Below are 25,641 nucleotides of genomic sequence, written 5' to 3' on the forward strand. Positions count from 1 at the left end.
CCAGGTCCGTGGGTTTTGCTCGCCAAACACCGTTTTTGGGAGTCCCTCGGACCCCCCCCCCCCCCCCCCCTCGGGCCCCCCCCCCCCCCCCCCGGAGCGCCTCTCCTGAGATCGACAGGCCATGCTCAGATTCCTGACCCGCCGGACCCTCGGCGCGGCGGTCATCCTCGTGATCATCGCCGCCGTGACGTTCTTCCTGTTCTTCGCCGTTCCCACCGACCCGGCGCGACTCGCCTGCGGCAAGGTGTGCCCGCCCGAGACGCTCGCGCAGGCGCGGCACAATCTGGGCTTCGACCAGCCGATCTTCGTCCAGTTCATCACCTGGCTGGCCGGTGTCTTCGTGGGCCGGGACTACGAGGGGCTCGGGCACTGCCCCGCGCCGTGCCTCGGCTACTCCTTCGTCAACCACGCCCCGGTCTTCGAGACCATCATCGACCGGATGCCGGTGACGGTCTCGCTGACGCTGGGCTCCGCCGTCATCTTCCTGATCTTCGGCGTGGGCGCCGGCATCATCGCCGCGCTCAACCAGGGCCGCCCGCTGGACAAGATCGCCAGTGTCTCGTCGCTGATCGGCGCCTCGGTGCAGATCTACTTCGTGGGCACGCTGGCCATGTACTTCCTGGTCTACCAGTGGCACATCATCGAACGCCCGCGGTACGTGCCCATCACCGACAACCCGCTGCAGTGGGCCTACGGGCTGCTGCTGCCGTGGGTGGTGCTCGCGATCATCTTCACCGCCAACTACACCCGCATGGCCCGCTCCACGATGGTCGAGCAGCTGTCGGAGGACTACGTCCGCACCGCCCGCGCGAAGGGCATGTCGGGCCGCACGGTGATCTTCCGCTTCGCGCTCAGGGGCACCCTCACCCCCATCGCCACGATCTTCGGCATCGACGTCGCCACGCTCATCGGCGGCGCGATCATCACCGAGACGACGTTCAGCCTGCAGGGCATCGGCCGGCTGTCCATCCAGGCCGTCCTCAACTCCGACCTGCCGATGCTGATGGCGACGGTCCTGCTCGCCGCCGCCGCGATCGTCGTCTTCAACGTCATCGTGGACGCGATGTACGCGGTCATCGACCCGCGCGTCCGTCTCAGCTAGGTGTCACCCGCTCGACCGCTCAGCTAGGAGCAACCGCTTGACCGCCGTCACACTCTCCGACGCAGGCCCCGGCCGCCGGGGCGACTCCTTCCTGTCCGTACAGGACCTCAGCGTCTCCTTCAGCACGGAGGACGGCGTGGTGCGGGCCGTCAACGGGCTTTCCTTCGAGGTGGAGAAGGGCACGACGCTCGGCATCGTGGGCGAGTCGGGCTCGGGCAAGTCGGTGACCAACCTGGCCATCCTCGGACTGCACGACACCGCCCGCACCGAGATGCGCGGCGAGATCTGGTTCGAGGACCAGGAGCTGATCGGCGCCGGCCGCGCGACCATGGAGCGCCTGCGCGGCAACCGCATCGCCATGATCTTCCAGGACCCGCTGACGTCGCTGTCGCCGTACCACACCGTGGGCCGCCAGATCGGCGAGGTGTACCGCAAGCACAAGGGGGCGAGCAAGAAGGAGTCCCGCGACCGGGCGATCGAGATGCTGGAACGGGTCGGCATCCCGCACGCCAGGACCCGCGTGGACGACTACCCCCACCACTTCTCCGGCGGCATGCGGCAGCGCGTCATGATCGCCATGGCGCTGGTCTGCGACCCCGACCTGCTGATCGCCGACGAGCCGACCACCGCGCTGGACGTCACCGTCCAGGCCCAGGTGCTCGACCTGCTCAAGGACCTGCAGCAGCAGATGGGCACCGCGATCATCCTGATCACCCACGACCTCGGCGTCATCGCCAGGACCGCGCACCAGGTGCTGGTCATGTACGCGGGCCGCGCCGCCGAACGCGGCACCGTCCGCGAGGTGCTCACCGAGCCCCGCCACCCGTACACCTGGGGCCTGCTGTCGTCCATCCCCCGGCTCGGCGGGCCGGTCGACCTGCCGCTCACACCGATCAGGGGCACTCCGCCGAGCATGCTCGCCCCGCCGCCCGGCTGCCCGTTCCACCCGCGGTGCGACTACGTCAGGTTCGCGGGCCCGGAGCTGTGCACCGGCGAGCGGCCCGACCTGTCGCCGGCGACCGGGCACGGCGACGCGTGCTACCTCACCTCGGCACAGAAGCAGGAATTCCGCGCACAGATCAAGGGACGACCGTGACGACGCCGCTGCTGGAACTCGAAGGGCTGACCAAGTACTTCCCGGTCATGGGCGGCTTCATCCTGAAGCACCAGGTCGGCAAGGTGCACGCCGTGGACGGCGTCGACCTCGCCGTGGGCTCCGGCGAGACGGTGGGGCTGGTCGGGGAGTCCGGGTGCGGCAAGTCCACCCTGGGCAGGCTGGTCGCCCGGCTGCACGAGCCGACCGACGGCAAGGTCCTCTACCAGGGGAACGACATCGCGCACAGCTCGCGCCGCGAGCTCAAGCCGATCCGCCGCGACATCCAGATGATCTTCCAGGACCCCTACAGCTCGCTCAACCCGCGCCAGACCGTGGGCGCGATCGTCGGCGGCCCCATGGAGATCAACGGCATCCGCCCCGAAGGCGGGGTGCAGAAGCGCGTCCAGGAACTGCTGGAGATCGTCGGCCTCAACCCCGAGCACTACAACAGGTTCCCGCACGAGTTCTCCGGCGGCCAGCGGCAGCGCATCGGCATCGCCCGCGCGCTCGCCCTGTCCCCCAAGCTGATCGTCGCCGACGAGCCGGTGTCCGCGCTGGACGTGTCCATCCAGGCCCAGGTGGTCAACCTGCTGCAGCAGTTGCAGCGGGACCTCGGCATCGCGTTCCTGTTCATCGCCCACGACCTCGCGGTGGTGCGCCACGTCTCCCAGCGGGTGGCCGTGATGTACCTCGGCAAGATCGTCGAGGTGGGCGACCGGGAGTCGATCTACCAGCGGCCGCGCCACCCGTACACCCACGCGCTGCTGTCGGCCGTCCCCGAGGTGGAGCTGCCCGAGGAGGGCGCGGAGCCGGCCGAGCGGATCAGGCTGGCCGGCGACGTCCCCTCCCCCATCGACCCGCCGTCCGGCTGCCGGTTCCGCACCCGCTGCTGGAAGGCCAAGGACAAGTGCGCCGCCGAGGCGCCCCCGCTGCTGCAGATCAGCGGCAACCGCGAAGGCCACCTCACCGCCTGCCACTTCCCCGAGGACCCCACCACCCACGGCCAGGACGTCGTCCTCGACCCCGCCCTCGCCTGACCGATCGCGGCCGCCAGGCCGTTCGTCGTCAGGATGCGGCGCGTTCGGCCTGGGCGCGCAGGTCGCGGACGGTCTGGGCCGGGTCGCCGGAGCTGAAGACCGCGTTGCCGGCGACGAAGACGTCGGCTCCGGCCTCGGCGCAGCGCTCGATGGTCTTGGCGGAGACCCCGCCGTCGACCTGGAGCCAGACTTCGCCGCCGTGCTTGCGGATCATCTCGCGGGCCTTACGGATCTTGGGCAGCATGATGTCCAGGAACGACTGCCCGCCGAAGCCGGGCTCCACGGTCATCACGAGCAGCATGTCGATCTCGCCGAGCAGGTCTTCGTAGTCCTGCACGGTGGTGGCCGGGTTGAGCGCGAACCCCGCGCGGGCCCCGGCCTTGCGGATCTCGCGCAGGGTGCGCACCGGCGCCTTGGCGGCCTCGGCGTGGATGGTGACGCTGCCCGCCCCGGCCTCGGCGTAGCCGGGCGCCCAGCGGTCGGGGTTCTCGATCATCAGGTGGCAGTCGAGCGGCAGGTCGGTCGCCTTGACCAGGGACTCCACCACCGGCAGCCCGATGGTGAGGTTCGGCACGAAGTGGTTGTCCATGACGTCGACGTGCAGCCAGTCGGCGGCGCCGGCGACCGTCGCGGCCACGTCCGCCAGCCGCGCGAAGTCGGCGGTCAGAATGCTGGGTGAGATCTGTACGGCCATGATGCCGCAGTCTAGAACCCCGGTGCCCCGACCCCCCAGTCCGGCACACCCCCGGCGGCGCGACCGGGAACGGCCGCCCGGGTGATGATGGCGTCAAGGTGGTCAGGGTGGACGCGGCCGTCCCGGTCGGTGAGCGAGGCGAAGAACTCCATCAGGGACCGGTGGACGAAGATGTACCCCTCTCCGACCGAACGCAGGAACAGGCACTGCACGGCGTGGTCGAGGAACGGCCTGCTCGGCAGAGGGAACAGGCCCTTCTTGCGGAGTGTCCGGCGGACCGCGGCCTGTTCGAGCGCGGCCCAGCCGCCGAGCAGGCCGAGCCCGTACAGCGTGACGCCGAAGACGACCAGCCCCGCGAACGCCACACCGCGACCGGCGCCCGCCGTCATCGCCACGACCAGCCCCGCGAACGCCCCGCAGGCGGCGCCGAGGGCGAGGGCTGCCCGTGAGCCGGCCGCCAGAGCCGCCCACACCTGCGGGCTCGGCACCTCGCTCCATCGCGCCCGGGGCTCGACGCGCCGCACCGGATCGGTGAACTGCCGCACCGCGGCCACGGTCACCACCATGACGACGGCGGTGGCCGCCGCGTATCCCGCCATCGCCGCCCGGCCCTCCCCCCAGCCGAACAGCGGGCCGATCATCGCTCCCACCCCGAAGATGACGAGATGTCGCCGGCCCCGCCGGTGGTCGCGCCCATAGATGCCGGTCCGGAACTCCTTCTCTATCCCGATGTACCACCCGAAATCATGCCTGAGCTCCGTGAAGGCATGCTTCCAAGCTGAACGGACGGTCAAGCGTGGTGACCGGTCGGGCCGCCGCGCCATGTCCTGTTCGACGGAGAGACCGAGCAGGTCCAGCGGGCGCGTATCGACCATGCGCCGGCGGCCCGTCCGGCCGAACAGCGCTCCGAGGAAGGCGGCGGCGAGCACACCGGGCCAGCCGGACACGCCGTAGGCCGGGATCACCAGGACCACGCTCCCGGCGAGGCCGAGGATCCTCTGTCTCATGGAGCGGATTGCCCCGGCCGCGTTCCACAGAGCGGCGACCCGGTCGGGGGTGAAGAGCACCTGCGCGTCGATGTTCATCCAGTGCGCCAAGTACGCCAGCCAGGTGACCGTCTGCGCGAGGCTGAAACGGGTGCTGCGCCGATGACGCAGCATGGTGACCGTGTAGGCCGAGAAGAGTGTGGCCAGACGCCGCGTCGCGTCGAGAGGGCCGGCGGCCGTCTCGGGCGCGCCGTCTCGGTAGGCCAGCGCCATGACGCTCAGCAGCAGCGGCGAGTCCAGCAGCCGCCACAGCGTGGGGTCGGCGTCCAGCGCCGCCCGCATCCCGGCCAGCCCTACCCCCGCGCGGACCAGGAAGTCCTCCACCGCGGCACGTTCCAAAGGCAGGAGCGTGAGCGTGCCGTACACCTGCAGGGTCGCGTTGAGCTTCCCGTGGTCGGCGGTGCGGCAGCACACGACGAGCGGCGTGAACCCGTGCTCGCGCCGGAACCCGTTGATCTCCCGGACGCACTCGTCGCGGTGCTCGGCCGCCACCTCGTCCAGGCCGTCCAGCAGCACCGCCAGCCGGTCTTCGGCGACCCACGCCTCGGCGTAGCGGGGCGGGATGTCGTAGCGAGAGCTGATCTCCCTGGCCACCCACGCGGCGAAGGGCTCGCGCGTCACGGCCCAGCCGGGCAGCTGCAGGACCACCGGCGTCGGCTCACGGTCGTCCGCGGCGGCCCGGCCGAGCAGCTCGCGCAGCAGCTCCAGGAGCAGGGTGGTCTTGCCGGCTCCGGGCTCGCCGAGGATCAGCATGACCTTCCCGAGTTCGTCGTACACCTTCGGGACGGAATCGGCCGGCCACGGCCGGCGATCCCGCCCGGAGCGGAAGGCGGTCGTCCGCCAAGGATGCGGCAGGTCGACGGACACGTTCAGCCCCAGCTCGACCCGCGCCTCCTGGTAGAGGGAGTGGTCGAGCACGCCGTCGATCCAGCTGCGGCGCACGCGCTCCAGCAACGCGGCCCTGCCCTGCGTGTGGTCGCCGGCGTGCCCGGTCGCGGGCGCCCCGGTGAGGCCGAGGACGATGAGGCCGGCCAGCAGCAGGAACCACGCGGGCCACACCACCCATCCGGACAGGCCGAGGGAGTCCAGCAGGCTCGACGCGAGGTTCGTCACCAGACCGAAGATCCCGCTGACCAGAAGGGCCGCGACGGCCAGCAGGACCGCTCTGGAACCCGTCCGCGTCCGGACGCGGCGCCGGATCACTTCGGATAATCGGGGCCGGACCACCGGGGCAGCCTCCAGGGACGAAAACGCGCCGACACGTGAACCGCCCGATGCTACCGCGCGCCCATCTCACGGACCCCCCGAACAATGACGCCCGTATCACCGCCGGCCCCCTGTACCGCGAGATCAGATCTCCGCGCGTCCCTCTTCCACACGATGTCCTATCCCCGATGTTCTCTGTGATCAGCAGATATACTTCACCGAGACGAACATTGTTCGTGAGGGGCGGCGGGTATGACGTATTGGTGTCGCCGTTCTCCCGATATCAGTTGGCACCCGAATACGAATAGCCGTTGAAATCGGCTTCGTGCTGCCAGATGTATCCGTCGGGCCCGGTCACGGCGACGAACACGTGCCCATTCTGGCCGTCCGAGCGAAGCGAGGGTCGTTTTCTGACCACGGCGACGCCCACCCGTACCATCCCCGCACGCCCGGCGCCGGGATGAATGCCGGGCAGAGGTGGATCAACCCGCTCTGAGGGCGGCGACCGATTCGACGAGGCCCGCTCTCTCCAGAGCGTCGAGCACATCGTCCACGGTCTCCGGTGGATCGATGCGTGAGTCGGCGATTTGCTGAACACAAGCCCAGACGACTATGGCGAGGCGGATCAGCAGGTCACGAAGCGTGTTGCCATAGAGGACGTTCGCGTCATAGATGACCACGAAGCTCATGCTCAGGCGCCCAACTCCTGGCCCAGCGCCGCGAGTTGATCGGCGGCCGTCCGCCTCATGGCGTCATCGCGGCGTTTGTACTCCTTAAGATCTTCACAGGTCACACGCCGATGCTTGCCGATCAGGCGATAGGAGATCCCCCCTGCTTCCAGGAGTATGCGCAACAGACGAAATAATCGCAAGCTGTGGCGGTCAGCCGTGGCGGGGGCCTTCTATCCAGCCGGATTCGACGGCGATGCGGACCGCGTCGGTTCTGTTCCTGGCGCCGGTCTTGGTGATGACGCTGGAGATGTAGTTGCGGACCGTCGCCGCCGACAGGTGCAGTTCGGCGGCGATCTCGCCGGTCGTGGCGCCCGACCCGACCAGATCGAGCACGGCGGCCTCCCTGTCGGTGAGCGGGGTGGCCGTGGCGCTCATCGCGGCCAGGGCCATGGAGGCGTCGATCACGCGTTCGCCCTGGTCGATCCTGCGGATGCTCTCGGCCAGCCGCTCGGTGGGGGCGTCCTTGAGCAGGAAGCCGCTGGCGCCCGCCTCCATCGCCCGCTTGAGCAGTCCCGAGTGGGCGAGCCCCGTGAGGATGAGCACGCGGCAGGACGGCATGGCCCGCTTCAGGCGGCAGGTCGCCTCGATGCCGTCGATGCCCGGCATCTCGATGTCGATGACGGCCACGTCGGGGGCGGCGACCAGGGCGTGCGGGACGACCTTGTCACCTCTGTCGATCTCGGCCACGACCTCGATGTCGCCCGTCAGGTTCAGCAGGGCCGTCAGGGCGCCTCTGACGACGCCGTGGTCCTCGGCCAGCAGGACGCGAATCAACGGTGACCCTCCCGATCGTGTACGGCGGGCAGCCACACCCGCAGTTCGAACCCGCCCTCCCCCGTGGGGCCGGCCTCCAGTGACCCGCCCATTCTGTCCACCCGCTGGCGCAGCCCGGCAAGGCCCGATCCGCGTCGCGGGCCGGTCTCCCGGCGGGCGCCGTCGTTGCGCATCAGCAGGTGGATGCGCCCGTCCACCTCGTCGAGCTCGATCCGGCAGTTGCGGGCGTCGCTGTGCTTGACGATGTTGGTGGCCGCCTCGCGGACCATCCAGCCGAGCGCGTCGCCCGTCTCCTCGTCGATCTCCTTGATCCCCAGGCGCAGGTCGCAGCTCGCGCCGGTCAGCTCGATCAGCGCGACGGCCGCCGACAGCTCGGCGCCGACGTCGAGCGAACGCCTGGCCGCCACGACGTCCCCGACCTCCTCGCGCGCCTCGGTGGCGATGGCGATGGTGGCCTCGACCTCGCCGGCGGCCCGTTTCCTGTCCACGTCGACCAGGGCCAGGGCCAGCTCCGTCTTGAGGGTGATCGACGCCAGCGTCTGGCCGAGCAGGTCGTGCAGCTCCCCGGCCATGCGGATCCGGTCCTGGTCCACGGCCATCTCGGCCAGGGCGACCCGCAGCTCGCGCAGCTCGCGCACGAACCTGGCGTAGTGCACGATCCCGGCGGCGACCACCGCGGCGACGAGCACTCCGGCGCTCCTCTGCAGGGCGGGGACGGGCACCGGTTCCCATTCGGCCATCGTCAGCGGGTACTCGGCGGCGGCCACGGCGAGCAGCACGCCGACGCCGTACCGGAACCGCAGCAGGAGCAGCCCCGCGGTGGCGACGATGAGCGGCGTGTAGATCCACACCGATCCCAGGAACGGGATCGCGCCGTAGACGACGACCGCGAACAGCAGGAAGATCCTCGCCCGGTGCGGCCCTTGGCTCGTTCCCGCGATGTGGCGGGCGACGATCCGCGCGTAGACCACCAGCAGCCCGCCGAGGAGCGCGACCGCCAGCAGTGCCCGGCCCGGGTCGCCGACGAGCAGGAAGGCGAGCGGGGTGAGCGCCCACAGCGCTCCCGTGGCCGCGACGACGCCCGTGGTCAGCCACCTGACCTGCGCTTCACTCTCCTGAGCCACAGGCGGTTCTCCAAATGTCCGAAAAGCATCGTGAATGCTACTGATCGTGACGCCTTTCGGGGCCGTGAATCAACCGCCGGGCGTCATCGTTCTGTCCTCCAGCCACCCGTTGGCCCGCGCGACGCGCACCGCCTCCTCGTCGGTGCGGGCTCCGGTCTTCAGGCGCGCCGCGGCGAGGTAGTTCCTGATCGTGTGGACCGACAGCCCCAGGGTGCTCCGCAGGTCGCTGCCCCGCTCCCCGGCGGCGACCGCCGCCAGCACGGCCACCTCCCGGGCGGTCAGGGGGTTGGTGTCGACCTCCTGGCCGCCGCCGTCGGCGGCCACGTCGAGGTCGATGTAACGTTCCCCTCTGGCGACCACGCGGATGGCGTCGGTGAGCCGGTGGGCGGGCGCGTCCTTGACCAGGAAGCCGCGCACCCCCGCCGCCATGGCCCGCTCGAAGTTGCCCGGCGATCCGACACTGGTGAGGATGAGCACCGGCGGCGGCTGCTCCAACTGCTTGATGAGACCCGCCGCCTCCAGGCCGTCGATGCCCGGCAGCCCGATGTCGAGCAGGGCCACGTCCGGCCGGCAGCCGACGACGGCGGGCACGATCTCGTCACCCCTGGACACCTCCTCCACGACGCGGATGTCGCGCTCCTCGGACAGCAGGGCGATCAGCGCTCCCCGGATGAGGTCGTGGTCCTCCGCGATCAGAACTTTGATCATTTCCCGTCTCCCGTGGCAGAGGTCAGTGCGGCCGCCATGGGGCGGCCGGGAACGTCCAGCGACAGCGTGAACCAGCCGTCTTCTGTGTGCCGCCCGCTGCTCCCGCCGACCTGCGCGAGCCGCTCGTCCAGGCCCGCCAGGCCGCTGCCGCCCACGGCCCGCTCCGCCGAGGCGAGGCCGGACGCGACAGAGCCGGACGCGACAGAGCCGGACGCGACAGGGCCGGCCGAGCCGGACGAGGCGGTCTCGAAGGCGGTGAAGCCGTCGCCGGGACGCACGCCGTCGTTGGCGACGGTGACCGTGACCCGGTCACCGTGGTCCTCGACGCCGAGCAGGCAGACGGTGGCGTCGCTGTGCCGCAGCAGGTTGGTCGCCGCCTCGCGCACCGCCCAGGCCAGCGCCACGCGGACCTCCGGCGGCAGCGACGGCGGCAGTTCGGCGAAGTCGCACCGGACGCCGGCGGTCTCCAGCACCCGCCGCACCCCGGTCAGCTCCCTCTCCAGCGACATCTCGCGGTAGCCCTTGACCACCGCCCGCACGTCGTGCAGCGAGCGCCTGGCGATGTCGTGGATCTCCGTCAGCTCGCGGCGCAGCCGCGCGATCTCCTCGGCGGGGATCCGCGTGGACAGCTCGGTGCGCATCGCGATGACCGACAGGTTGTGGCCGAGCACGTCGTGCAGTTCCCGGGCGAACCTGAGCCGCTCTTCGGTGATGGCCAGCTTGGCGGCCTCCTCGCGGGTGCGCTGAAGCTCGCCGAGCAGCGTCGCGAAGATGGTCAGCCCCGCGAGCGCGCCGGCCGTGAGCAGGTTCTGCAGCGTCCCGAAGAGCACCCAGCTCAACCGCGGGGAGGACGGCAGGGCGACGCCCGCGGCGAGCGCGGCGAAGAACCCCGCCGCCGCCCACCGGCCGCGCAGCGTGACCGCGAACGCGAGCGGCAGCATGAAGCCCACGCTCAGCCAGGTGGGACCGGCGGCGAACGGCACGGCCACCGCCAGCGCCGACATCGCGCCCAGCACCGCGAGGTCCCGCCTTCCGCCCCGGTCGAGCACGGCCCGCACGGCGAGCCACAGGTAGCAGCCGGTGAGGCCGGCGAGGAGGACCACCGCGGTCGCCGCCCTGACGGCGGAGTACGCGCCGAGCGCCTCCGCCACGGGCACGGCGGCGAAGGCGGCCATGCCGGCGAGGAAGGTCCCGGCCCCCGCGCGCGCCAGCCGTACCGTGCCGGGCCCGACGCCTCTCAGCCTCTGCGAGGCTGCCACCGAAACCACCTCTTCGCGGCCGACAGGGACAGGACGAGCCAGGCCGCCAGCACGAGCCACGCCGGCCACATGACCAGGAAGCCGGACAGGACGCCGACCTCGGGCGGCACCGCGGACCCCACGTGCCCCACGTAGTCCCGCCCGAGATAGGCGGTGCTGACGCCTTCGGCCACCCGGCCGAACGGCAGGAAGGAGGACACGGTGCGCAGCCAGCCGGGGAACGCCGAGACCGGGTAGGCGAACCCGGACAGGCCGATGGCGAGCAGCAGGAACGGCAGGCTGACCACGACCGTGTTGCCCTGCGCGGGGATCTGGCCGCTCACCGCGATGGCCATCGCGGCGAACACCGCGAGGCCCGACAGCACCGTGACGACCAGCAGCGCGGGATTGGCCGGCAGGCCGACGCCGTGCACGGCCCTGGCCAGGCCGACGATCAGCGCGAGCTGGAGCAGCCCCACCGACATCACGGTGAGGATCTCCCCGCCGAAGATCGCCAGGTCGGGCAGCTCCGTCCCGCGCAGCCGCTTGAGCACCAGCAGCTGCCGCCGCATGACGAAGGACTCCACCAGCGTCATGAACCCCAAGGTGGACATGCCCATCACGATGACGCCGGTCATGATGGCGACGTCGACCGGCGCTCCCCCTCTGAGCCCGCCGGGCACCATCAGCGGCATCAGCCCGCCGAACAGGACGGGGAAGCACAGGGCGACGCCGACCGACACCGGCGTGCGCCAGAAGAGCGTCTGGGTCAGCCTGAAGTGCGAGAGCGTGTAGGCGGTCACGTCCCGGCCTCCCCGCGCGCGCCGGCGATGTCGAGGAAGACCTCTTCGAGCGTGGCCTGGCGCACGTCCAGGCCGCTCAGCCGCACCCCCCGGTCGTGCGCCCATCCGAGGACGGAGTGGGCGACCGTCTCGGGTTCGGCGGTGACGATCACGCACCGCCGTCCGGTGACGGTCAGCGCGTCCCGTTCGCCCACCGGCAGCCCTTCGGGCGTCGCGCCGTCGGGCAGCTCGAAGGCGACGCGGCCCGAGCCCCGGCCGAGCACCTCCGACATCGTGCCCTGGGTGACGATCTCGCCCTTGTCCATGATGGCCACCCGGCCGGCCAGCTCCTGGGCCTCCTCCAGGTAGTGGGTGGTGAGCAGCACCGTCATCCCCTGGCCCGCCAGGCCGGCGACCAGGTCGCGGACCCTGCGCCTGGCCTCGGCGTCCAGGCCGGTCGTCGGCTCGTCGAGGAACAGCAGCTCCGGGCGGCCGAGCGTGGCGAGCGCGATGTCGAGCTTGCGCCGTTCGCCGCCGGACATCCGCTTGACCCGGGTTCCGGCCTGTCCGGACAGCCCGACCAGTTCCAGCGCCTCGGCCACCGGCCTGGCGCCGGAGGTGAACCTGCGCCAGGCGGTCACCGTCTCGGCCGCCGACAGGTCGCCGAACAGGCCGGACTCCTGCAGCACCAGGCCGATCTTGGACCGCGGGGCGCCGCGGCCGGCCGGGTCCCGGCCGAAGACCCGCGCCGTGCCCTCCGACGGCCGCAGGTACCCCTCCAGGATCTCGATGGTGGTGGTCTTGCCCGCCCCGTTGGTGCCGAGAAGGGCGAACACCTCGCCTTCGCCGACCTCGAAACTGACGCCGTCCACGGCGGTGAACCCGCCGTAGCGCTTGCGCAGCCCGTCGACCTCGATCACCGCCCCGCTCACGTCGTCGCCTCCCCGCCGGCGCCGCAGGCGACCGGGTAGGTGACCTGGCAGGAGACGCTGCTGACCGTGCCGGCCGAGCCCGCCGCCTGACCGGCCGCGGACTCGAGGTCGGTGATGTCGAACTCGCCCTCGGGCTTGGGCGGCAGCGGCGGTGTGGGCACGCCGTCGGGATAGACGATGCCGTACTGGTGCAGAACGGTCCTGGGCTCGGTCTCGTAGCGCTCTCTGAGCCCGGCGTCGCTCCACGCCGCGGCGATCAGCCTGGCGAACTTCTTGCGGTCCTGATCTCCGAGGATGTAGATGCTCTCCGCCATCAGGCGCTCCTTACCTCTCCCGTCGGCTGGGCGTCCCGCCTGCCACGATCCCGAACGCGGGCGGGCACCGGCAGATGCAGACGACATCCGCCGCCCGTGACGGACATCACGAACCGGACGCCGCGTCGCGCGGGGCGCCGCCGATGATGAAGTCCCCCACCGACGACTCGGCGGCCCAGTCGAGGCCGAAGGTACGGGCGGCCAGGTCGGCGTCGCCGCTGCCGAGGCCGCAGGGCGACAACCCCATCACGGTGGCCACCAGGTAGAGGGTCTGGTAGAGCGCGCCGACGTTCTTCAGCGTGGCGGCGTAGGCGAGCCCGGAGTACTTCCACGACATCCGCCGGAAGCGCGAGGTGAAGGTGATGAGCACGTCAGGGTCGGCGGTCCCGCCGGTCGCCAGCCGCGCCACGCCCAGCATCGCCCGCGCGTCCTCGGCCCTGGCGGGCAGCGCGTGCAGCCGGTGGCCGAGCGGGTCGTAGTGGTAGACGCCGGCGGCGAGGCCCTCGCACCTGGCGACGGTGAGGTACAGCTCCAGCTCGTAGGCGGCGCCACCGCCGGGGTAGGGCCTGCTGCTGGCCACGTACGGCATGCCGGGCTGCGGCCCGAAGACGTCCTTGACCCTGGCCGCCCGGTAGAGCAGCTCGCCGAGCTGGCGGACGGTGGGCGGCGCGTCGCCGTACTCGCGCACCGACCTGCGCGACTCCAGCACGGTGGTGAACGGCGGGTCGGCGGCGGCGACCTCGTGCAGGGAGGGCGCGAACAGGTCCACCGAGGGCCCGCCGGGCGTCGGCTTGATCACCGGCTCGGGCGGCAGCGCGTCCAGGAAGCGGAAGGTCGCGCCGAACGGCTCGTCGTGCCGCCCCATCCTGCTCCTTGCGTGGAAGAGCAGGTCGTGGAAGTCCCACCCGCGCAGCGCGGGGTCGCGTTCCTCGGCGTCGCCCGCGAACGCCATGCCCGCGGCGACCAGATGGCCGATCGCCTCGGGCGCCTCCTTCACCATGACCTGGCGGCCGAGCGCCGCGAGCAGCGGCATGGCCTCCTCGCCGAGGACGACCCGGTGCTTCGACAGCGGGGACTCAAGGACCATTCCGTGTTCCGACGCGCGGACGAAGGCGTACCTCGACAGGCGCACGGTGTCGTCGGGGGCCAGCGCCGGCGGGCGGAAGTCGGCGTCGCGGGCGATGGGGACGGCCCGCAGCAGCGGCTCGGCCGCGTGGACCAGGACCGGCCCAAGCCGCGACAGCGTCAGGTACAGCACCGCGGCCTCCTGGCTGGTCCCGCCGGCCGAAAGGAGCCGTTCGGCCAGCTCGTCCTCCCCGGCGAGCGTGCCGGGCAGCTCGCGCAGGACGGCCTCGACGGCGGGCGGCAGGCCGCGCAGGGTGTGCGCGCCGAACGGCTGGGTGATGGTCAGCACGCCGTCCGCCGAGGACACGACGGCGTCCTCGCGCAGCCCGACGGTGAGCGCGGGGTGGGCCGCCGGGACGCTCACAGGAACATCGTGATGGGGTTCATCTGCTCCTCCGGGGTCGGCTCGGCGAGCCAGCCGAGCTGGACGGGCACGTCGTACAGGCGGCCGGGGGCGAGCCGCCGCCAGAAGTGGCGCAGGCCCGGCACGATGACCTTGACGACCGGCAGGCCGATGTCGGGCCTGGTCTGGTCCAGCACGAGCATCTCCATGCCGCGCTCCTCGACCAGCGCGCGGGCCGCGGCGACGTCGTCGAGCAGGTCGGTGGTGGCCGGCCGGTCGTACGCCGACGCCGGGACGGGCGTGCCCGCGGGCGCCAGGTACGGATGCGCCGCCATGCGGGCGTTCTGCCACCAGTCGAGCTGGTCGCTTTCCTGGAAGCGGTAGCGCGTGGCGCCGTCCGCGCCGACGTCGATGACCGCGGGGATGAACTGGTTCAGCTCCGCCAGGGCCCGCTGGACGGCGATGCGCGCGTCGAAGTGGGCGCCGAAGGCCATGAGGATGTCCTCCGTGGGGCCCTCGACGCGGCGGCTGACGGCGGCGGCCACCGGGACGCCGAGGTCGGTGGTGAGGTCGAGCACGTGCAGCTCGCGGCCGAGCCCGGCGTACACCTGCTGGAACTCCGCCATCCACGGGTCGGCGAAGCTTGCGAGGTCGAAGGCGGGGCGGCGCAGGCGGTTGTACCACCACAGGGCCACCGCGTCCCGTTCGACGAGCTCCATGAAGCCCTGCACCACGGCGTCCTCCGGGGAGGAGCCGGCGGCGTTGCCGTTGGAGTCGGCCCAGGCGTAGATCGGTCCCGAGCGGTGCGGGTCGTTGTAGTAGTAGTACAGGTAGCCGGTGGGCAGGTACTTGTGCCGTCCCTCTGTCAGCGACCACACCGGCGTCCACTCGATCGGGGTGTCGTCCTCCAGCGGGTCGTTGACGTAGGAGTAGCTGGAGGTCTCCCCCAGGTCCCGCCTGGTGCGATATTGCGCCTCGCTGTAGAGCGAGCAGGCGTTCGGGTGGACGGCGTCCGCGCCGAGCTGCCGGAAGGTGGCCGTGCGCCTGGCCTCGTCGCCCTGGAAGATGCCCGAGTAGCGTTCCATCGCCTCGCACATGGCGCTGACCTTGGCCTGCAGGTCGGTCATGCCCTTGCCGGCGCTCTGGCTGCGCAGGCCCTTGCGCAGTGAGCTCAGGTCGCGCGTCTGGCGGGCGAAGTTGTGGCCCGCCATGTAGGTCTTGACGAAGGGCGTCCCCGTCTCCAGCCTGGTCAGCTCCCTGACGACGCCGGTGACCGGGCTGACGAGGTGGGCGTACCGTTCGGCGGTCTCCTCGGGGTGCCGCGAGCGGTGGCCGCCGTCGGCGGTGAAGGTCTTGGGCCGCGGGCCGAGCTCGACGGGCGACTCGGCGATCGCGGTCATCATGCCCGCGTCGCCGCATTCGGGGCACTGCGGCCTGCGGCGCAGCTCGTGGCGGGTGGCGCCCAGGTACATGGTGTCGAAGGTGATCACGTCGCGCTGCTGGGGGGTCCTGGCCCCGGCCAGCCACTTCACCGCCTCGGCCGCGACCATTCGCACGCCCGCGCCGCGGGTCAGCGGCAGGTCGGCGGCGGGCAGGGCCAGCGGCTTGCTGCGCAGCCTGTCCTCCAGGTAGGCCAGCGCCTGCCGGTGCCCTTCCAGCCGTTGTGACAGGCACCGCCAGCAGCCGCCGTCCTGGCCTGGCTGGAATACCGGGCCGATCCACAGCACGGGGCCCACCGTGCGGGCCAGCAGCCACGGCCGGCCTTCCGCCAGGTGCGTCCTGTTGATCTCGGCCAGCTCGCCGCGCAGGTAGTCGTCGGTCAGCACGACGGTCAGCGCCGCCCTCTCCCCCGGGCCGGTGAGCCGCACCCCCTCCTCGGCCAGCAGCCGGCGCAGCTCCTCGTCCGGCACGTCGCCCGCGGTCAGCACCTCGGCGCGCGCTCCCCGCACCCCTGCCACGGCCTCCTCGCCGGTGCGCCCGGCCATCTCCCAGTAGGCGGCCGTCCCCCGGTCCAGATCCTCGGTGACGTCGACCAGCAGGTCGCGCCCCCTCAGGGTGTGCAGCACGTAGTAGACGTTCTCCGGGGCGATGTCCGGCTCCACCGCGACCAGGATGTCCTGGACGGTGTGCTTGCCGTCGAGCAGGGCCGCCACCGCCTCGATCGACCGGCCGGTGAGGACCTGCGTGTCGCGCTCGGAGATCAGGTAGACCCCTTCCCCCTCGATGACCTCCACCCTGAAGTGGCGGCGAAATGCTGGTCGGGCGTCCATGGCGTTCCTTTCGGATCAGTGCGCGAGGCGGAGGGAGGCGACCTGGTCGTCGGCCAGCCGCAGCAGGGTGAGGCCCGCCGCGGCGAGCCCGTTGACGGCGGACAGGGTGAGACGGTCGGCGCGGCGCCGGTCGGCGAACCAGCGGCCGGTCTGCTCGCGGCGGCGCAGCAGCTCGGCGGCCAGCTCCCGGGCGGACCGCTCCAGCGCCTCGTCGCCGGTGAGGCGGGCGGTGTGCAGCGCCACCTCGGCGTCCACCACGAGCCGCGCGCAGGAGCGCGCCGTGCCGGGCGCGCAGTACCTGGTCACCCGCTCGCGCAGCGCGCCGGGGACCTCGCCGGTGAGCAGGTGGTTCGTGGCGACGGCGGCGAGCAGCGAGCCGGGCGTGTCCAGGCGGAACCGGTGCGCCAGCAGCGGGGCGGCGTCCCGGCCGGTGCGCCCGAGCGCGCCGGCGCCGGCGGCCAGCGCCCACACCAGCCCGTCCTCGCCGGTGGGCAGCCCGTCGAGCGCGGGCACCCCCGGCGGGTACGGCGACCGCGCCGCGCCGCCCGAGGCCAGCTCCGCCAGCAGTTCCTCCTGCAGCCGCTCGGCGAGCGCGTCGGCCGCGGGGACCGCGACCGGGGACGCCTCGCGCAGCTTGCGCACGGCGAGCAGCAGTCCCGCCCTGCCGAGCACCGGCTCGGCCGACGTCGGGTGGAACAGCTCGGCCTCGGCGAGCGGCAGCAGCCCGGCCGCCCGCTCCGCGAGCCTGGTGTCGGACAGCGTGATGCCGCAGCGGCTCAGCGCGTAGATGGCGGAGCCGATGCCCACGAACGCCCCGACGGGCGCCAGCGTCCCCGACATCCTGCGGTAGACGGCCGACCGGGTGGACAGCGCCGCGAACTCCGTCGAGGCGTCCAGCGCGTCCTGCGCCGCCGTCCAGTGGCCGGGGGCGCCGGTGTTGGCGTACAGCTCCGCGAGGAAGATCGCCAGGCCGGCGGTGCCGGTCAGCAGGTCGCCGTGCAGGGGTTCCACCTGGTCCAGCCCGTGCGCGGGGTAGGTCACCACGCCGATCCAGCCCGACCGCTCGCCGACCGGCCCGCCCGCGGGCGCCCCGAGCGTGACGGCGGTGGCGAGCACCTGGTCGGCCAGCTCGCCCGCGCGGGCGAGCAGCACCTCGGGCTGCGGCTCCTCGCGCCGGCCCGACAGGTCGTAGACGTGCATGCCGATCTCGCGCACCGTGCGCGGGCGGGGCCCGGCGCCGGGGAAGGACGCGGGCAGGTCGCCCGCGCCGGTGAAGTCCAGGCAGGTCTCCAGTACGGCCAGGTGCTCCTCCAGCGGGAACCCCGCCAGGTCGGCGACGCGGTCCTGCAGCCGCTGCCAGGCCGTGCCGGAGAAGTGCCCGGGGATCTCGACGCCGTCGGGGGTGAACACCGAGTCCGAGCCGGGCCGGGAGACGAACAGCGGGACGTCCATCCGCCGGAACGCGTCGATCTCCTGCTCGACGATCTCCAGGATGTCCTCGCGTCCCGGGTCCTGCCGCAGCGTCTCCCTGGCGCTGCGGAACAGGTGGGCCAGGCAGACCTCCCTGGCCATCCCGTCGATCAGCGCCCCGGGGTTGAGGCTCATGCCGAGCAGCTCGACGCAGTCCCAGGTGCTGCGCCAGATGTAGCGGACCGGCGCGTCCTTCAGCAGGGCCAGCGGGCCGCGCGCGTCGGCCAGCAGCTCGCGGTTGCGCGCCAGGCACGCCTGCATCAGCCGGTAGCCCTCGGCGACCTCGTCGGCGTACCGGCTCGGGTCGGCCAGCTCGCCCGCGCCCCACGTGGGCCGGTACGGCGGCGCCTCCCAGCCGGGCGGGAACCCCTTGGAGTTGAGCGCGATCTGCTCCTGCAGCCCGGCCATGCAGCCGATGTCCTGCGCCTGGACGCCGCCGCCGATCACCCTGGGGAAGCTGATGACGGCGGTCTTGGCCACCGTCTCCTCGACCCGCCCCCACAGCGACTGGATGCGGTCGCCTGTCACGGACGGCTTGCTGATGCGGGCCTGCAGGACGTTCTCCAGGTCGATGAAGACCGGCGTGTCGCCCTTGGCCACCAGGTTGTCCGCCCACAGGTCGCGGCACTCCAGGAACTGGGCGAGCCTGGCCAGCATGCCGAGGCGCGTGTAGTAGCGGCGGACGCTGTCCTCGTCGGCGCCGGGCTCGGCGGTGACGTACTCCTCCCAGCCGTAGCCGTCGCGCAGGACGACCTTGCGGGTGTGCAGGGGGAGCGGCAGCCCGTGGCTGTTCAGCAGGGCGCACACGTCCATCAGCCCGACCACCGACCGCAGGTCCTTGGGCTTGTAGACGACCCGCTCGCCCGAGGCGAAGGTGAGCAGCGTGACCACCCGGCCGTGGTTGTGCGGGTCGCCCGAGTCGCCGGAGTACCCGGTGACCGCGCCGGGAGCGGTCCACCCCCACAGCGTCCTGCGCAGCTCGGGCAGGTCGGCGTTCAGCCGGTCGAACAGCTCGTGCACCACGCGCTTCCACTGCAGGCAGGCCATGCCCATGACGTACGCCAGCCCCGGCAGCGTCTCCAGCCGGTCCAGCCAGCCCGCCTGGCTGACGTCCAGGCCGGGGCTCTGCAGCCAGGCGAACACGTCGTTGGCGGTGCCGGCGAGCTGCGCCTCGAACGCGAAGCCGGAGAAGCACACCTGCGTCAGGCGTTCGACGAGCTGTCCGGCGATGTCCTCGCACGCCTCGGGGGTGACGGGCACGCCGCGCACCGCCCCGTCCTCGAAGTCCACCAGCCGGTTCACCGCGCGCCTGAACGCCACGAACGGGGAGCCCGGCCGCCCGGACGCGGGGTCGGCGGCGGCGGTGGGCGGCTGGGCGAGCAGGAAGTCCACCAGCGCGTACCCCCAGTCGGGCAGCCGGCGCGGGTCGGCCAGCCGCACGTCGACGAGCCCGGCGCCGAGGTCGCGTCCCGAGCGCCTGCGGTGGTGCAGCAGCGCCCGCTTGGCGTCCTCGTCGTCGCCGACGGCGGCCTTGAGCCAGCGTTTGGTGCGCTCGGACGCCTGGCGCGGGCCGCGCCCCGCGACGGGGACGAAGAACTCGCCCGACACGCGTTCGGGGAAGGGCGCGGCCGCGGCCAGCACGGCGATCAGCCGCTCGTCCCCGCCCGGCACGGCGAGCAGCCCTTCGCCCCGCGCCTCGGCGTACCCGGGGTGGACCGGGACCGTCATCTCAGACCTCCTGTCGGCGGACCATGCGGGCGAAGAGCGGGTTTTGGTCCATCAGCTGCTCGAAGGGGCCGTCGGCGACGACCCTGCCCTGGTCGAGTACGTAGATCCGATCCGCCGACTTGATGGTGCTCAGCCGGTGCGCGATCACGATCCGGGTGATGTCCAGCTCGGCGATCCTCCGGCTGACCAGCGCCTGCGTGTGGTTGTCCAGGGCGCTGGTCGCCTCGTCGAGGATGAGGACGCGCGGGCGCTTGACCAGCGCCCTGGCGATGAGCAGCCGCTGGAGCTGGCCTCCGGAGAAGGACGCGTTGTCCTCCCCCACGATCGTGTGCATGCCCATGGGCATCGCGGCGATGTCGCCGTCCAGGTCGGCCAGGCGGGCGGCCCGCCAGGCGTCCTCCTCCGCCGCGCCGGGCACGTCGCCGACGATGTTCTCCAGGATCGAGCCCCGCAGCACCCTGGCCTGCTGCATGACGACGCCGACCTGGGTGCGCACCCGGCGCGGGTCGAGATCGCGCAGGTCTCCGCCGTCGTAGAGCACCTGGCCGGTGCGGGGCGGCTCGAAGCCGAGCAGCAGCCGCACCAGCGTGGACTTGCCGGCGCCGGACGGGCCGGCGACCGCGACGAACTCTCCCGGCGTGAACACCATCGAGACGTCGTCGAGGATCCGCGTCGCGGTGCCCGGGTAGGCGAAGGAGACGCCGCTGAGCCGTACCAGGCCGGTCAGCTCGCCCGGGTCCCTGGCGCCCGGCGGCGTCTCGGCCGCCCGTTCCAGCACCGGACGCAGCCGCTCGAACCTGGGCAACAGGGCGAAGCCCGCCTCGACGGCCCTGTTCATCTGGCCGAGCGCGAGGACGAACTGGCCGAGCGCCACCGCGGCGATCACGAAGGACGCGGCGGGCACGCCCAGGGCCAGCCCCGTGACGGCGAGCAGGAGCAGCAGCGCCGGCTGCGCCGAGGCGCCGATCGCCGCCGACACCGCCCGCTCGCGCTGCGCCGCCGCGGCCGCGCGCTGCTGGGCGGCGAACAGCCGCGACCACAGCCCGAACACCTGGGCCTCCCGGCCCGCGACGTGGATCTTGTCGATCGCGCCGAGGCAGGCGTACAGCAGCGAGTAGACCTTGCCGTACTGCTCGTGCATGACCAGCTCGTGCCGCTGCTGGCGGACGGCGCGCGCGGCCAGCACGGCGAGCAGCGCGACCACCCCGCCCAGCGCCACCAGGGCCAGCCGCCAGTCCACGGCGAGGAGCACCAGCAGGCCGAGCAGCGAGAACATGCCGCCGAGCAGCGAGTTCACCGCGGCCTCGCCGAGCGACTTTCGCATGTCGGACACGGCGTTGGCCCGCTGCACCAGCTCACCTGTGGAGTAGCGGTTGAAGAACGGCAGGTCCAGCGAGATGAGGTGGCTCCAGACGGCGGGTTCCAGCCGTTCCTGCAGGCGGCCGTGCACGCGCACGAGCAGCGAGTTGCGCAGGGCGAGCAGCAGGGCGCCCGCGACCACCACGCCGGCGATCATGACGGCGATCCAGGCCATCGCCGGACGGTCGGCCGGGTCGGCCGCCGACCGCAGCAGGCTGAAGGTGAACAGGGGAACGCCGAGCGCGAGCAGCGCGGCGCCGCCGCCGGCCGCGACGAGCCAGGCCAGCTCCCGCCCCGCGCCGCGCAGGCCGAACCTGAGCAGCGCGAGCGGCGAGGTGAGGCCCTCGCCGAGCGGCGGGTACACCTGCCAGGCGTCCGGGGCGAACCCCTCGGCCACGGCCTCGGTCACCCGGCGCGGCTCCGCGGCCGGGTCCGCGGCCCGGTAGCCGCCCCGGTGCGGCAGGAGCGCCACGGGCCGGCCGTCCTCGCGGGTGAAGCCGATCATGGGGACGGTGGCCGTGCGCCACCACCGTCCTTCCAGCCGCACCCGCCGATGCCTGACCCTGGCGGCATCAAGCGCGGCCCCCAGCGGATCACCGGCGGCGCGTCCGGCGCCGGGGCCGGGGCCGGGGCCGACGGAGGCTCGTCCGGCATCGGAGGTGGTGGAGCCGCGGCCGGCTGAGGGAGCGGCGGCGAGGAGGTCGCCGGAGTCGGGGCCGATGTCCCGCGCGGCGAAGCCGCAGTGGTCGCCGAGCGCCTTGACGACCTTCACGGCGTGCTCGGCCGGGGTCCGCGGCCGGTCGGCAGAGGGCGGCGCGCCGGCGGCGACGCCGACGTCGGCGAACGACCGCCGGAGCGTCTCGCTCGTCGCCGCCGCCCTGGCCGCGCGCCAGTTGTCCCTGTCGGCCTCCTCGGCCTCGGCCAGCAGCAGCACCCGCGCCAGCGCCCCGCGATGCAGCGCGCGCAGCTCACGATGCCCGAGCGCCTCCCCCGCGACGCCTGAGCGGCTCAGGCGGCCGGTCCAGGACGACAGCGCGCCGGCGTCCCTGCGGACGCGGCGCACCGACGTCCCCTCGGCCGGGGAGGCCATGACGGTGTAGCCGCGCGGCAGGTCGGTGGCGGCGAACCCGTGCATGACCTGCCCGGTCTCCACCCGCACGACGCGGCGGCGGGGACCCTGGCCGTCCACGGGCGACAGCAGCACGTCGACCGAGCCGCTGACCACGCGCCAGCAGGCGTAGGGATCGATCAGCTCGATCTCGCTGACGGGATACCCCTGCCCGTTCGTGCCGTTCTTACTGCGGGGGTGTCCGTTCATGCGGCTTCCTCGACGAGCGTGCGATAGGGACCCGGCTCGGCGATGAGCTCGGCGTGCGTGCCGCGCTGGACGACCCTGCCGCGGTCGAGCACCAGGATCAGATCGCTGTCGCGCACGGTGCTGAGCCGGTGCGCGATCACCACGCACGTGCAGCCCCTGGCCTTGAGGTTGGCGTCGACCATGGCCTCGGTCTCCGCGTCCAGCGCGCTGGTGGCCTCGTCCAGCACCAGCACCGAGGGCGACAGCGCGAGCGCCCTGGCGATCTCCAGGCGCTGCCGCTCGCCGCCCGACAGGTTCCGGCCCCGCTCCTCCACCAGGCCGCCCGACAGCCCGCCCCTGCGGTGGACCACCTCGGCCAGGCAGGCGTCGCCGACCGCCCTGCGGAGCCGGTACGCCGGGACCGTCGGATCCCACAGCGTGAGGTTGTCGGCCACCGTGCCCTCGAACACCTGCAGGTTCTGCTCGACGTAGCCGATCGAGGTGGTGAGGGTCTCTCTGGGCGTCTCGTCCCTCGGCACGCCGTCGAACCTGATCTGCCCCGACCACGGGGTGACCGCCCCGGTGAGCAGGCGGGCGACCGTGGACTTGCCGCTGCCCGTACGGCCCACGATGGCGACCCGCTGGCCGGGCTCCGCGCGCCACGACAGGCCCTGGATCACCGGCCCGTGCTGGCGGTCGTAGCCGAAGGTGACCTCGTCGAACTCCACCACGCCGCGCAGCCCCCCGGACCCCTCGGGGGCGCGGGGCGGCTCGGCGTGCCGGGGGTCGGGCTCGGCGCAGAGCGCGTCGTCGAGCATGCTGGTCTGCGCGGCCACGACCTGCGCCTCGGCGCCGACCCCGACCAGCGAGGACATCGGCACCAGGAAGGCGCCGACGAGGAGCTGCGCCGCGATGACGGTCTCCATGGTGACCTCGCCGCGGGCCATCAGCACCGCCCCGGTGATCACCATGGTGGCCCCGGCGAGCGAGCCGAGCGCGGCGGGCACCACCATCAGTCCCTGCGTGACCCGCATCAGCTCCTGGGTCGCCGCCATGGTGCGCGCCGACAGCCCCGCCCACTTGGCGAAGAACCAGCCTTCGGCGCCGTCGGCCTTCAGCGATTCGGCCATGGAGACGCCGTTGAAGGCCATGCCGTCCCTGCGGTGCTCGTCGAAGATGAGCCGCTGCTGGTGCGGGGCGGTGCGGCGGCTGACCGCGCGCATCGCCACCAGGTCGACCGCCGCCAGCAGCGCGGCGACCGCGGCGAAGGCGGGGTGGAAGGCGTACAGGATCGAGCAGTGCACGACCATGGTGAGCAGTGCCGCGATGGCGGCGGCGACCCGGTCCGACAGCAGCAGGGCGAGTCCCGCGCCGAAGGACGTCCTGGTCACCAGGCCGCCGGTCGTGCGGCGGTGGAAGTGGTCGCCGGGCAGCCTGAGCATGCGCCACACGTACCGGCCCGACAGGTCGGCCGCCATCGCCATCTGCACGGCGCCGAGCAGCCGCTGCTGCGCCCAGGTGCCGGCCAGGGTGAACCCGACGCAGCCGAGCAGCCCGAGCAGGACGGGCGCGGACCAGGCGGCGTCGCCGGCGATCAGCACCTTGCCCAGCAGGAGCCGGGTGAGCAGCGCGGTGACCGCCGCGGGCAGGGCCAGCATGAACGACATGACGGCGACGGCGAGCAGCGCGGACAGATAGGGCCGCACCTTCGCCAGCGCCGAGCGTGCCATGGGGAAGCGCGCCCCTCCCGGAGTGAAGCCCTCGCCCGGGCGCGGCACCAGCGCGATTCCGCTGAACCGCCGCCGGAACTCTTCCCTGCTCAGCCGGATCCTGCCCACGGCGGGGTCGTTGAGGTAGGCCCACCGCTTGCGCATGCCCTCCAGCACCACGTAGTGCCGCTGGTCGACGAAGATCATCGACGGGACGGGGAAGGTCTCCAGTTCGTCGGCCTCCACCCGCCAGCCGCCGATGGTGAAGCCGTACTCCTCGGCCGCCGCCTTCAGCCCGGCCCCGGTGAGCCCGTCCCTGCCCACGCCGCACCGCTCCCTGATCTCGTGCAGGGGGACGCGCAGTCCGTGGTGGGCGAAGATCGTGCTGAGGCAGGCGGGCCCGCAGTCGGCGTCCTCCATCTGCGGCCGGCGCTCGGTGCGCACCGGCCTCGGCCTGGTCTTCGCCGCGCCCTCACCCACGGCGGCCTCCGTTGAACAGGGCGTCCACCGGCCGGACGACGGCGACGGTGATCTCGGCGGACACCGGGGTGAGCGTGGCGCCCGGCCAGGCCGGGCGGTCGAGGTCGACGGTCACCAGGTACCGTCCGTCCGTACGCGCCGCCTCGCCGAACAGCGGGCGCAGCAGCTCGGCGGAGGCCGGGTACGGGTCGACGGCGCCGACCCTGCCGTGCAGGGTGTCCGCGCCGGCGAAGGTGACCGGCTGGCCGGGGGCGAGCGCCCCGAGCCTTTCCCTGCCGACCAGCAGCAGCGCCCGCAACGGCCCGGCGGCCGGGTCGACGGCCGCGACGGCGGCGCCCGCCGCCAGGACGGTGCCGGGGGCGGCCGGGCGCAGCACCCGGCCGCTCGCCGTGCCGGTGACGACGTGTCTGCGTCCTCGCCCATCGGCCAGCACGGCGAGCGGAGTCGTGGGGGTCACCTCCTGGCCCGCGCGGACCAGGACCTCGGCCAGGCTGCCGGAAACGGGTGCGGCCACCGGCACGGGCCCGCCCCCCACGACGAGCACGCCCGTGCCGGAGACCACGTCCCGCACCTGCCCCAGCCAGGCCCAGCCCGCCGCGCAGGCCGCAACCAGCGTGAGCGCGACCGCGGCGAGCCACGCCTTGGTCCGCACCGTGGAGACGAGCAGGTCGATGCGCTCGCCTCCGGGCGCCTCCACCGCGGTCGCGCTCATCGCGAGCTTCTCCCGGGGGAGTACTGCAGGCAGAAGCAGAGGCTGAGCAGGCACGGAGGCGGCGGCGGGGCCTCGGCCCCGTCGAGGATCTCGATGACCAGCTCGTCGCCGGGCTTCGGTGGCAGCACCGGCGCGACGGATCCCTCGGCCAGCCGGATGTCGAACTCGGCCAGCACCACGAGGGGTTCGCGCTCGTAACGTCGCCGCAGTTCGGCGTCGAGCCAGGTCCTCGCCGTCAGCTCGCCGAACGCTCTGCGCTGGGCGGTGTCCCAGCCGGTCGTGTCCACAGTCATCAAAGTCCTCCCGCCGCGGTTTGTGAGATGCTTCTTGGAACGGGGTGGTGGGCATCTGGACTGCCCACCGC

General features: G+C 72.7%; 22 protein-coding genes. 3 read left to right on the plus strand and 19 right to left on the minus strand.

The window, feature by feature from the left end; translation table 11 throughout:
* The first annotated feature begins 121 nt into the window (after positions 1 to 121).
* From ACZ6QO_RS07450 to ACZ6QO_RS07460, 3 genes are read left to right on the plus strand one after another with little or no spacing between them, the layout of a single operon-like run.
* A complete protein-coding gene (locus ACZ6QO_RS07450; protein ID WP_465848574.1) occupies positions 122 to 1,102 on the plus strand; it encodes an ABC transporter permease in 981 nt (326 codons plus the stop codon).
* A 37-nt stretch (positions 1,103 to 1,139) separates the two neighbouring features.
* On the plus strand, positions 1,140 to 2,198 hold the full coding sequence (locus tag ACZ6QO_RS07455; RefSeq protein WP_465848575.1) for an ABC transporter ATP-binding protein: 1,059 nt from the start codon (positions 1,140 to 1,142) through the stop codon (positions 2,196 to 2,198).
* Between the two features lie 47 nt (positions 2,199 to 2,245).
* Positions 2,246 to 3,235 carry an ABC transporter ATP-binding protein gene (locus ACZ6QO_RS07460; RefSeq protein WP_465848674.1) on the plus strand — a complete coding sequence of 330 codons (990 nt, stop codon included), beginning with the start codon at positions 2,246 to 2,248 and terminating at the stop codon, positions 3,233 to 3,235.
* Positions 3,236 to 3,263: 28 nt separating this feature from the next.
* On the opposite strand, the gene rpe is transcribed toward ACZ6QO_RS07460, so the two are convergent.
* The 19 genes from rpe to ACZ6QO_RS07555 form a co-directional block, all read right to left on the minus strand.
* Positions 3,264 to 3,929 carry a ribulose-phosphate 3-epimerase gene (gene rpe / locus ACZ6QO_RS07465; RefSeq protein ID WP_465848577.1) on the minus strand — a complete coding sequence of 222 codons (666 nt, stop codon included), beginning with the start codon at positions 3,927 to 3,929 and terminating at the stop codon, positions 3,264 to 3,266.
* An 11-nt stretch (positions 3,930 to 3,940) separates the two neighbouring features.
* Positions 3,941 to 6,088, minus strand: a complete 2,148-nt coding sequence (locus ACZ6QO_RS07470) for an NACHT domain-containing protein (protein ID WP_465848579.1) — start codon at positions 6,086 to 6,088, stop codon at positions 3,941 to 3,943.
* A gap of 376 nt (positions 6,089 to 6,464) precedes the next feature.
* Positions 6,465 to 6,611 (minus strand): hypothetical protein, encoded by a 147-nt coding sequence (locus ACZ6QO_RS07475; protein ID WP_465848581.1) that lies wholly within the window; start codon positions 6,609 to 6,611, stop codon positions 6,465 to 6,467.
* Positions 6,612 to 6,663: 52 nt separating this feature from the next.
* A complete protein-coding gene (locus ACZ6QO_RS07480) occupies positions 6,664 to 6,870 on the minus strand; it encodes a VapC50 family PIN domain-containing toxin (RefSeq protein ID WP_465848582.1) in 207 nt (68 codons plus the stop codon).
* 2 nt (positions 6,871 to 6,872) lie between these two features.
* A complete protein-coding gene (locus ACZ6QO_RS07485) occupies positions 6,873 to 7,034 on the minus strand; it encodes a hypothetical protein (protein ID WP_465848584.1) in 162 nt (53 codons plus the stop codon).
* A 28-nt stretch (positions 7,035 to 7,062) separates the two neighbouring features.
* A complete protein-coding gene (locus ACZ6QO_RS07490) occupies positions 7,063 to 7,686 on the minus strand; it encodes a response regulator (RefSeq protein ID WP_465848586.1) in 624 nt (207 codons plus the stop codon).
* A complete protein-coding gene (locus tag ACZ6QO_RS07495) occupies positions 7,683 to 8,810 on the minus strand; it encodes a sensor histidine kinase (protein WP_465848587.1) in 1,128 nt (375 codons plus the stop codon). Before ACZ6QO_RS07495 ends, ACZ6QO_RS07490 begins: the two co-directional genes overlap by 4 nt.
* A gap of 69 nt (positions 8,811 to 8,879) precedes the next feature.
* Complete coding sequence (locus ACZ6QO_RS07500; RefSeq protein WP_465848589.1) at positions 8,880 to 9,518, minus strand: response regulator; 639 nt, start codon at positions 9,516 to 9,518, stop codon at positions 8,880 to 8,882.
* On the minus strand, positions 9,515 to 10,777 hold the full coding sequence (locus tag ACZ6QO_RS07505) for a sensor histidine kinase (RefSeq protein WP_465848590.1): 1,263 nt from the start codon (positions 10,775 to 10,777) through the stop codon (positions 9,515 to 9,517). The genes ACZ6QO_RS07500 and ACZ6QO_RS07505 overlap by 4 nt, the downstream gene beginning before the upstream one ends.
* The gene (locus ACZ6QO_RS07510; protein WP_465848592.1) at positions 10,756 to 11,559 is read right to left on the minus strand and encodes an ABC transporter permease; all 804 of its coding nucleotides are present in this window, start codon (positions 11,557 to 11,559) and stop codon (positions 10,756 to 10,758) included. The genes ACZ6QO_RS07505 and ACZ6QO_RS07510 overlap by 22 nt, the downstream gene beginning before the upstream one ends.
* A complete protein-coding gene (locus ACZ6QO_RS07515) occupies positions 11,556 to 12,470 on the minus strand; it encodes an ABC transporter ATP-binding protein (protein ID WP_465848594.1) in 915 nt (304 codons plus the stop codon). Before ACZ6QO_RS07515 ends, ACZ6QO_RS07510 begins: the two co-directional genes overlap by 4 nt.
* Positions 12,467 to 12,784 carry a hypothetical protein gene (locus ACZ6QO_RS07520; RefSeq protein WP_465848596.1) on the minus strand — a complete coding sequence of 106 codons (318 nt, stop codon included), beginning with the start codon at positions 12,782 to 12,784 and terminating at the stop codon, positions 12,467 to 12,469. The genes ACZ6QO_RS07515 and ACZ6QO_RS07520 overlap by 4 nt, the downstream gene beginning before the upstream one ends.
* A 106-nt stretch (positions 12,785 to 12,890) precedes the next feature.
* Entirely contained in the window at positions 12,891 to 14,273 is a 1,383-nt protein-coding gene (locus tag ACZ6QO_RS07525) for a SagB/ThcOx family dehydrogenase (protein WP_465848597.1), read from the minus strand.
* Positions 14,270 to 16,522, minus strand: coding sequence for a TOMM precursor leader peptide-binding protein (locus ACZ6QO_RS07530; RefSeq protein WP_465848599.1), 2,253 nt, complete (start codon positions 16,520 to 16,522; stop codon positions 14,270 to 14,272). The genes ACZ6QO_RS07525 and ACZ6QO_RS07530 overlap by 4 nt, the downstream gene beginning before the upstream one ends.
* A 15-nt stretch (positions 16,523 to 16,537) precedes the next feature.
* Complete coding sequence (gene lanM, locus ACZ6QO_RS07535) at positions 16,538 to 19,720, minus strand: type 2 lanthipeptide synthetase LanM (protein WP_465848600.1); 3,183 nt, start codon at positions 19,718 to 19,720, stop codon at positions 16,538 to 16,540.
* Position 19,721: 1 nt separating this feature from the next.
* A complete protein-coding gene (locus tag ACZ6QO_RS07540; RefSeq protein ID WP_465848601.1) occupies positions 19,722 to 22,397 on the minus strand; it encodes an ATP-binding cassette domain-containing protein in 2,676 nt (891 codons plus the stop codon).
* Positions 22,394 to 24,565 (minus strand): cysteine peptidase family C39 domain-containing protein, encoded by a 2,172-nt coding sequence (locus ACZ6QO_RS07545; protein ID WP_465848602.1) that lies wholly within the window; start codon positions 24,563 to 24,565, stop codon positions 22,394 to 22,396. Before ACZ6QO_RS07545 ends, ACZ6QO_RS07540 begins: the two co-directional genes overlap by 4 nt.
* Positions 24,558 to 25,277 (minus strand): hypothetical protein, encoded by a 720-nt coding sequence (locus tag ACZ6QO_RS07550; protein ID WP_465848604.1) that lies wholly within the window; start codon positions 25,275 to 25,277, stop codon positions 24,558 to 24,560. The genes ACZ6QO_RS07545 and ACZ6QO_RS07550 overlap by 8 nt, the downstream gene beginning before the upstream one ends.
* A complete protein-coding gene (locus tag ACZ6QO_RS07555) occupies positions 25,274 to 25,570 on the minus strand; it encodes a hypothetical protein (RefSeq protein ID WP_465848606.1) in 297 nt (98 codons plus the stop codon). The genes ACZ6QO_RS07550 and ACZ6QO_RS07555 overlap by 4 nt, the downstream gene beginning before the upstream one ends.
* Positions 25,571 to 25,641 lie beyond the last annotated feature (71 nt).

The organism is Sphaerisporangium sp. NPDC049457, from assembly GCF_055586705.1.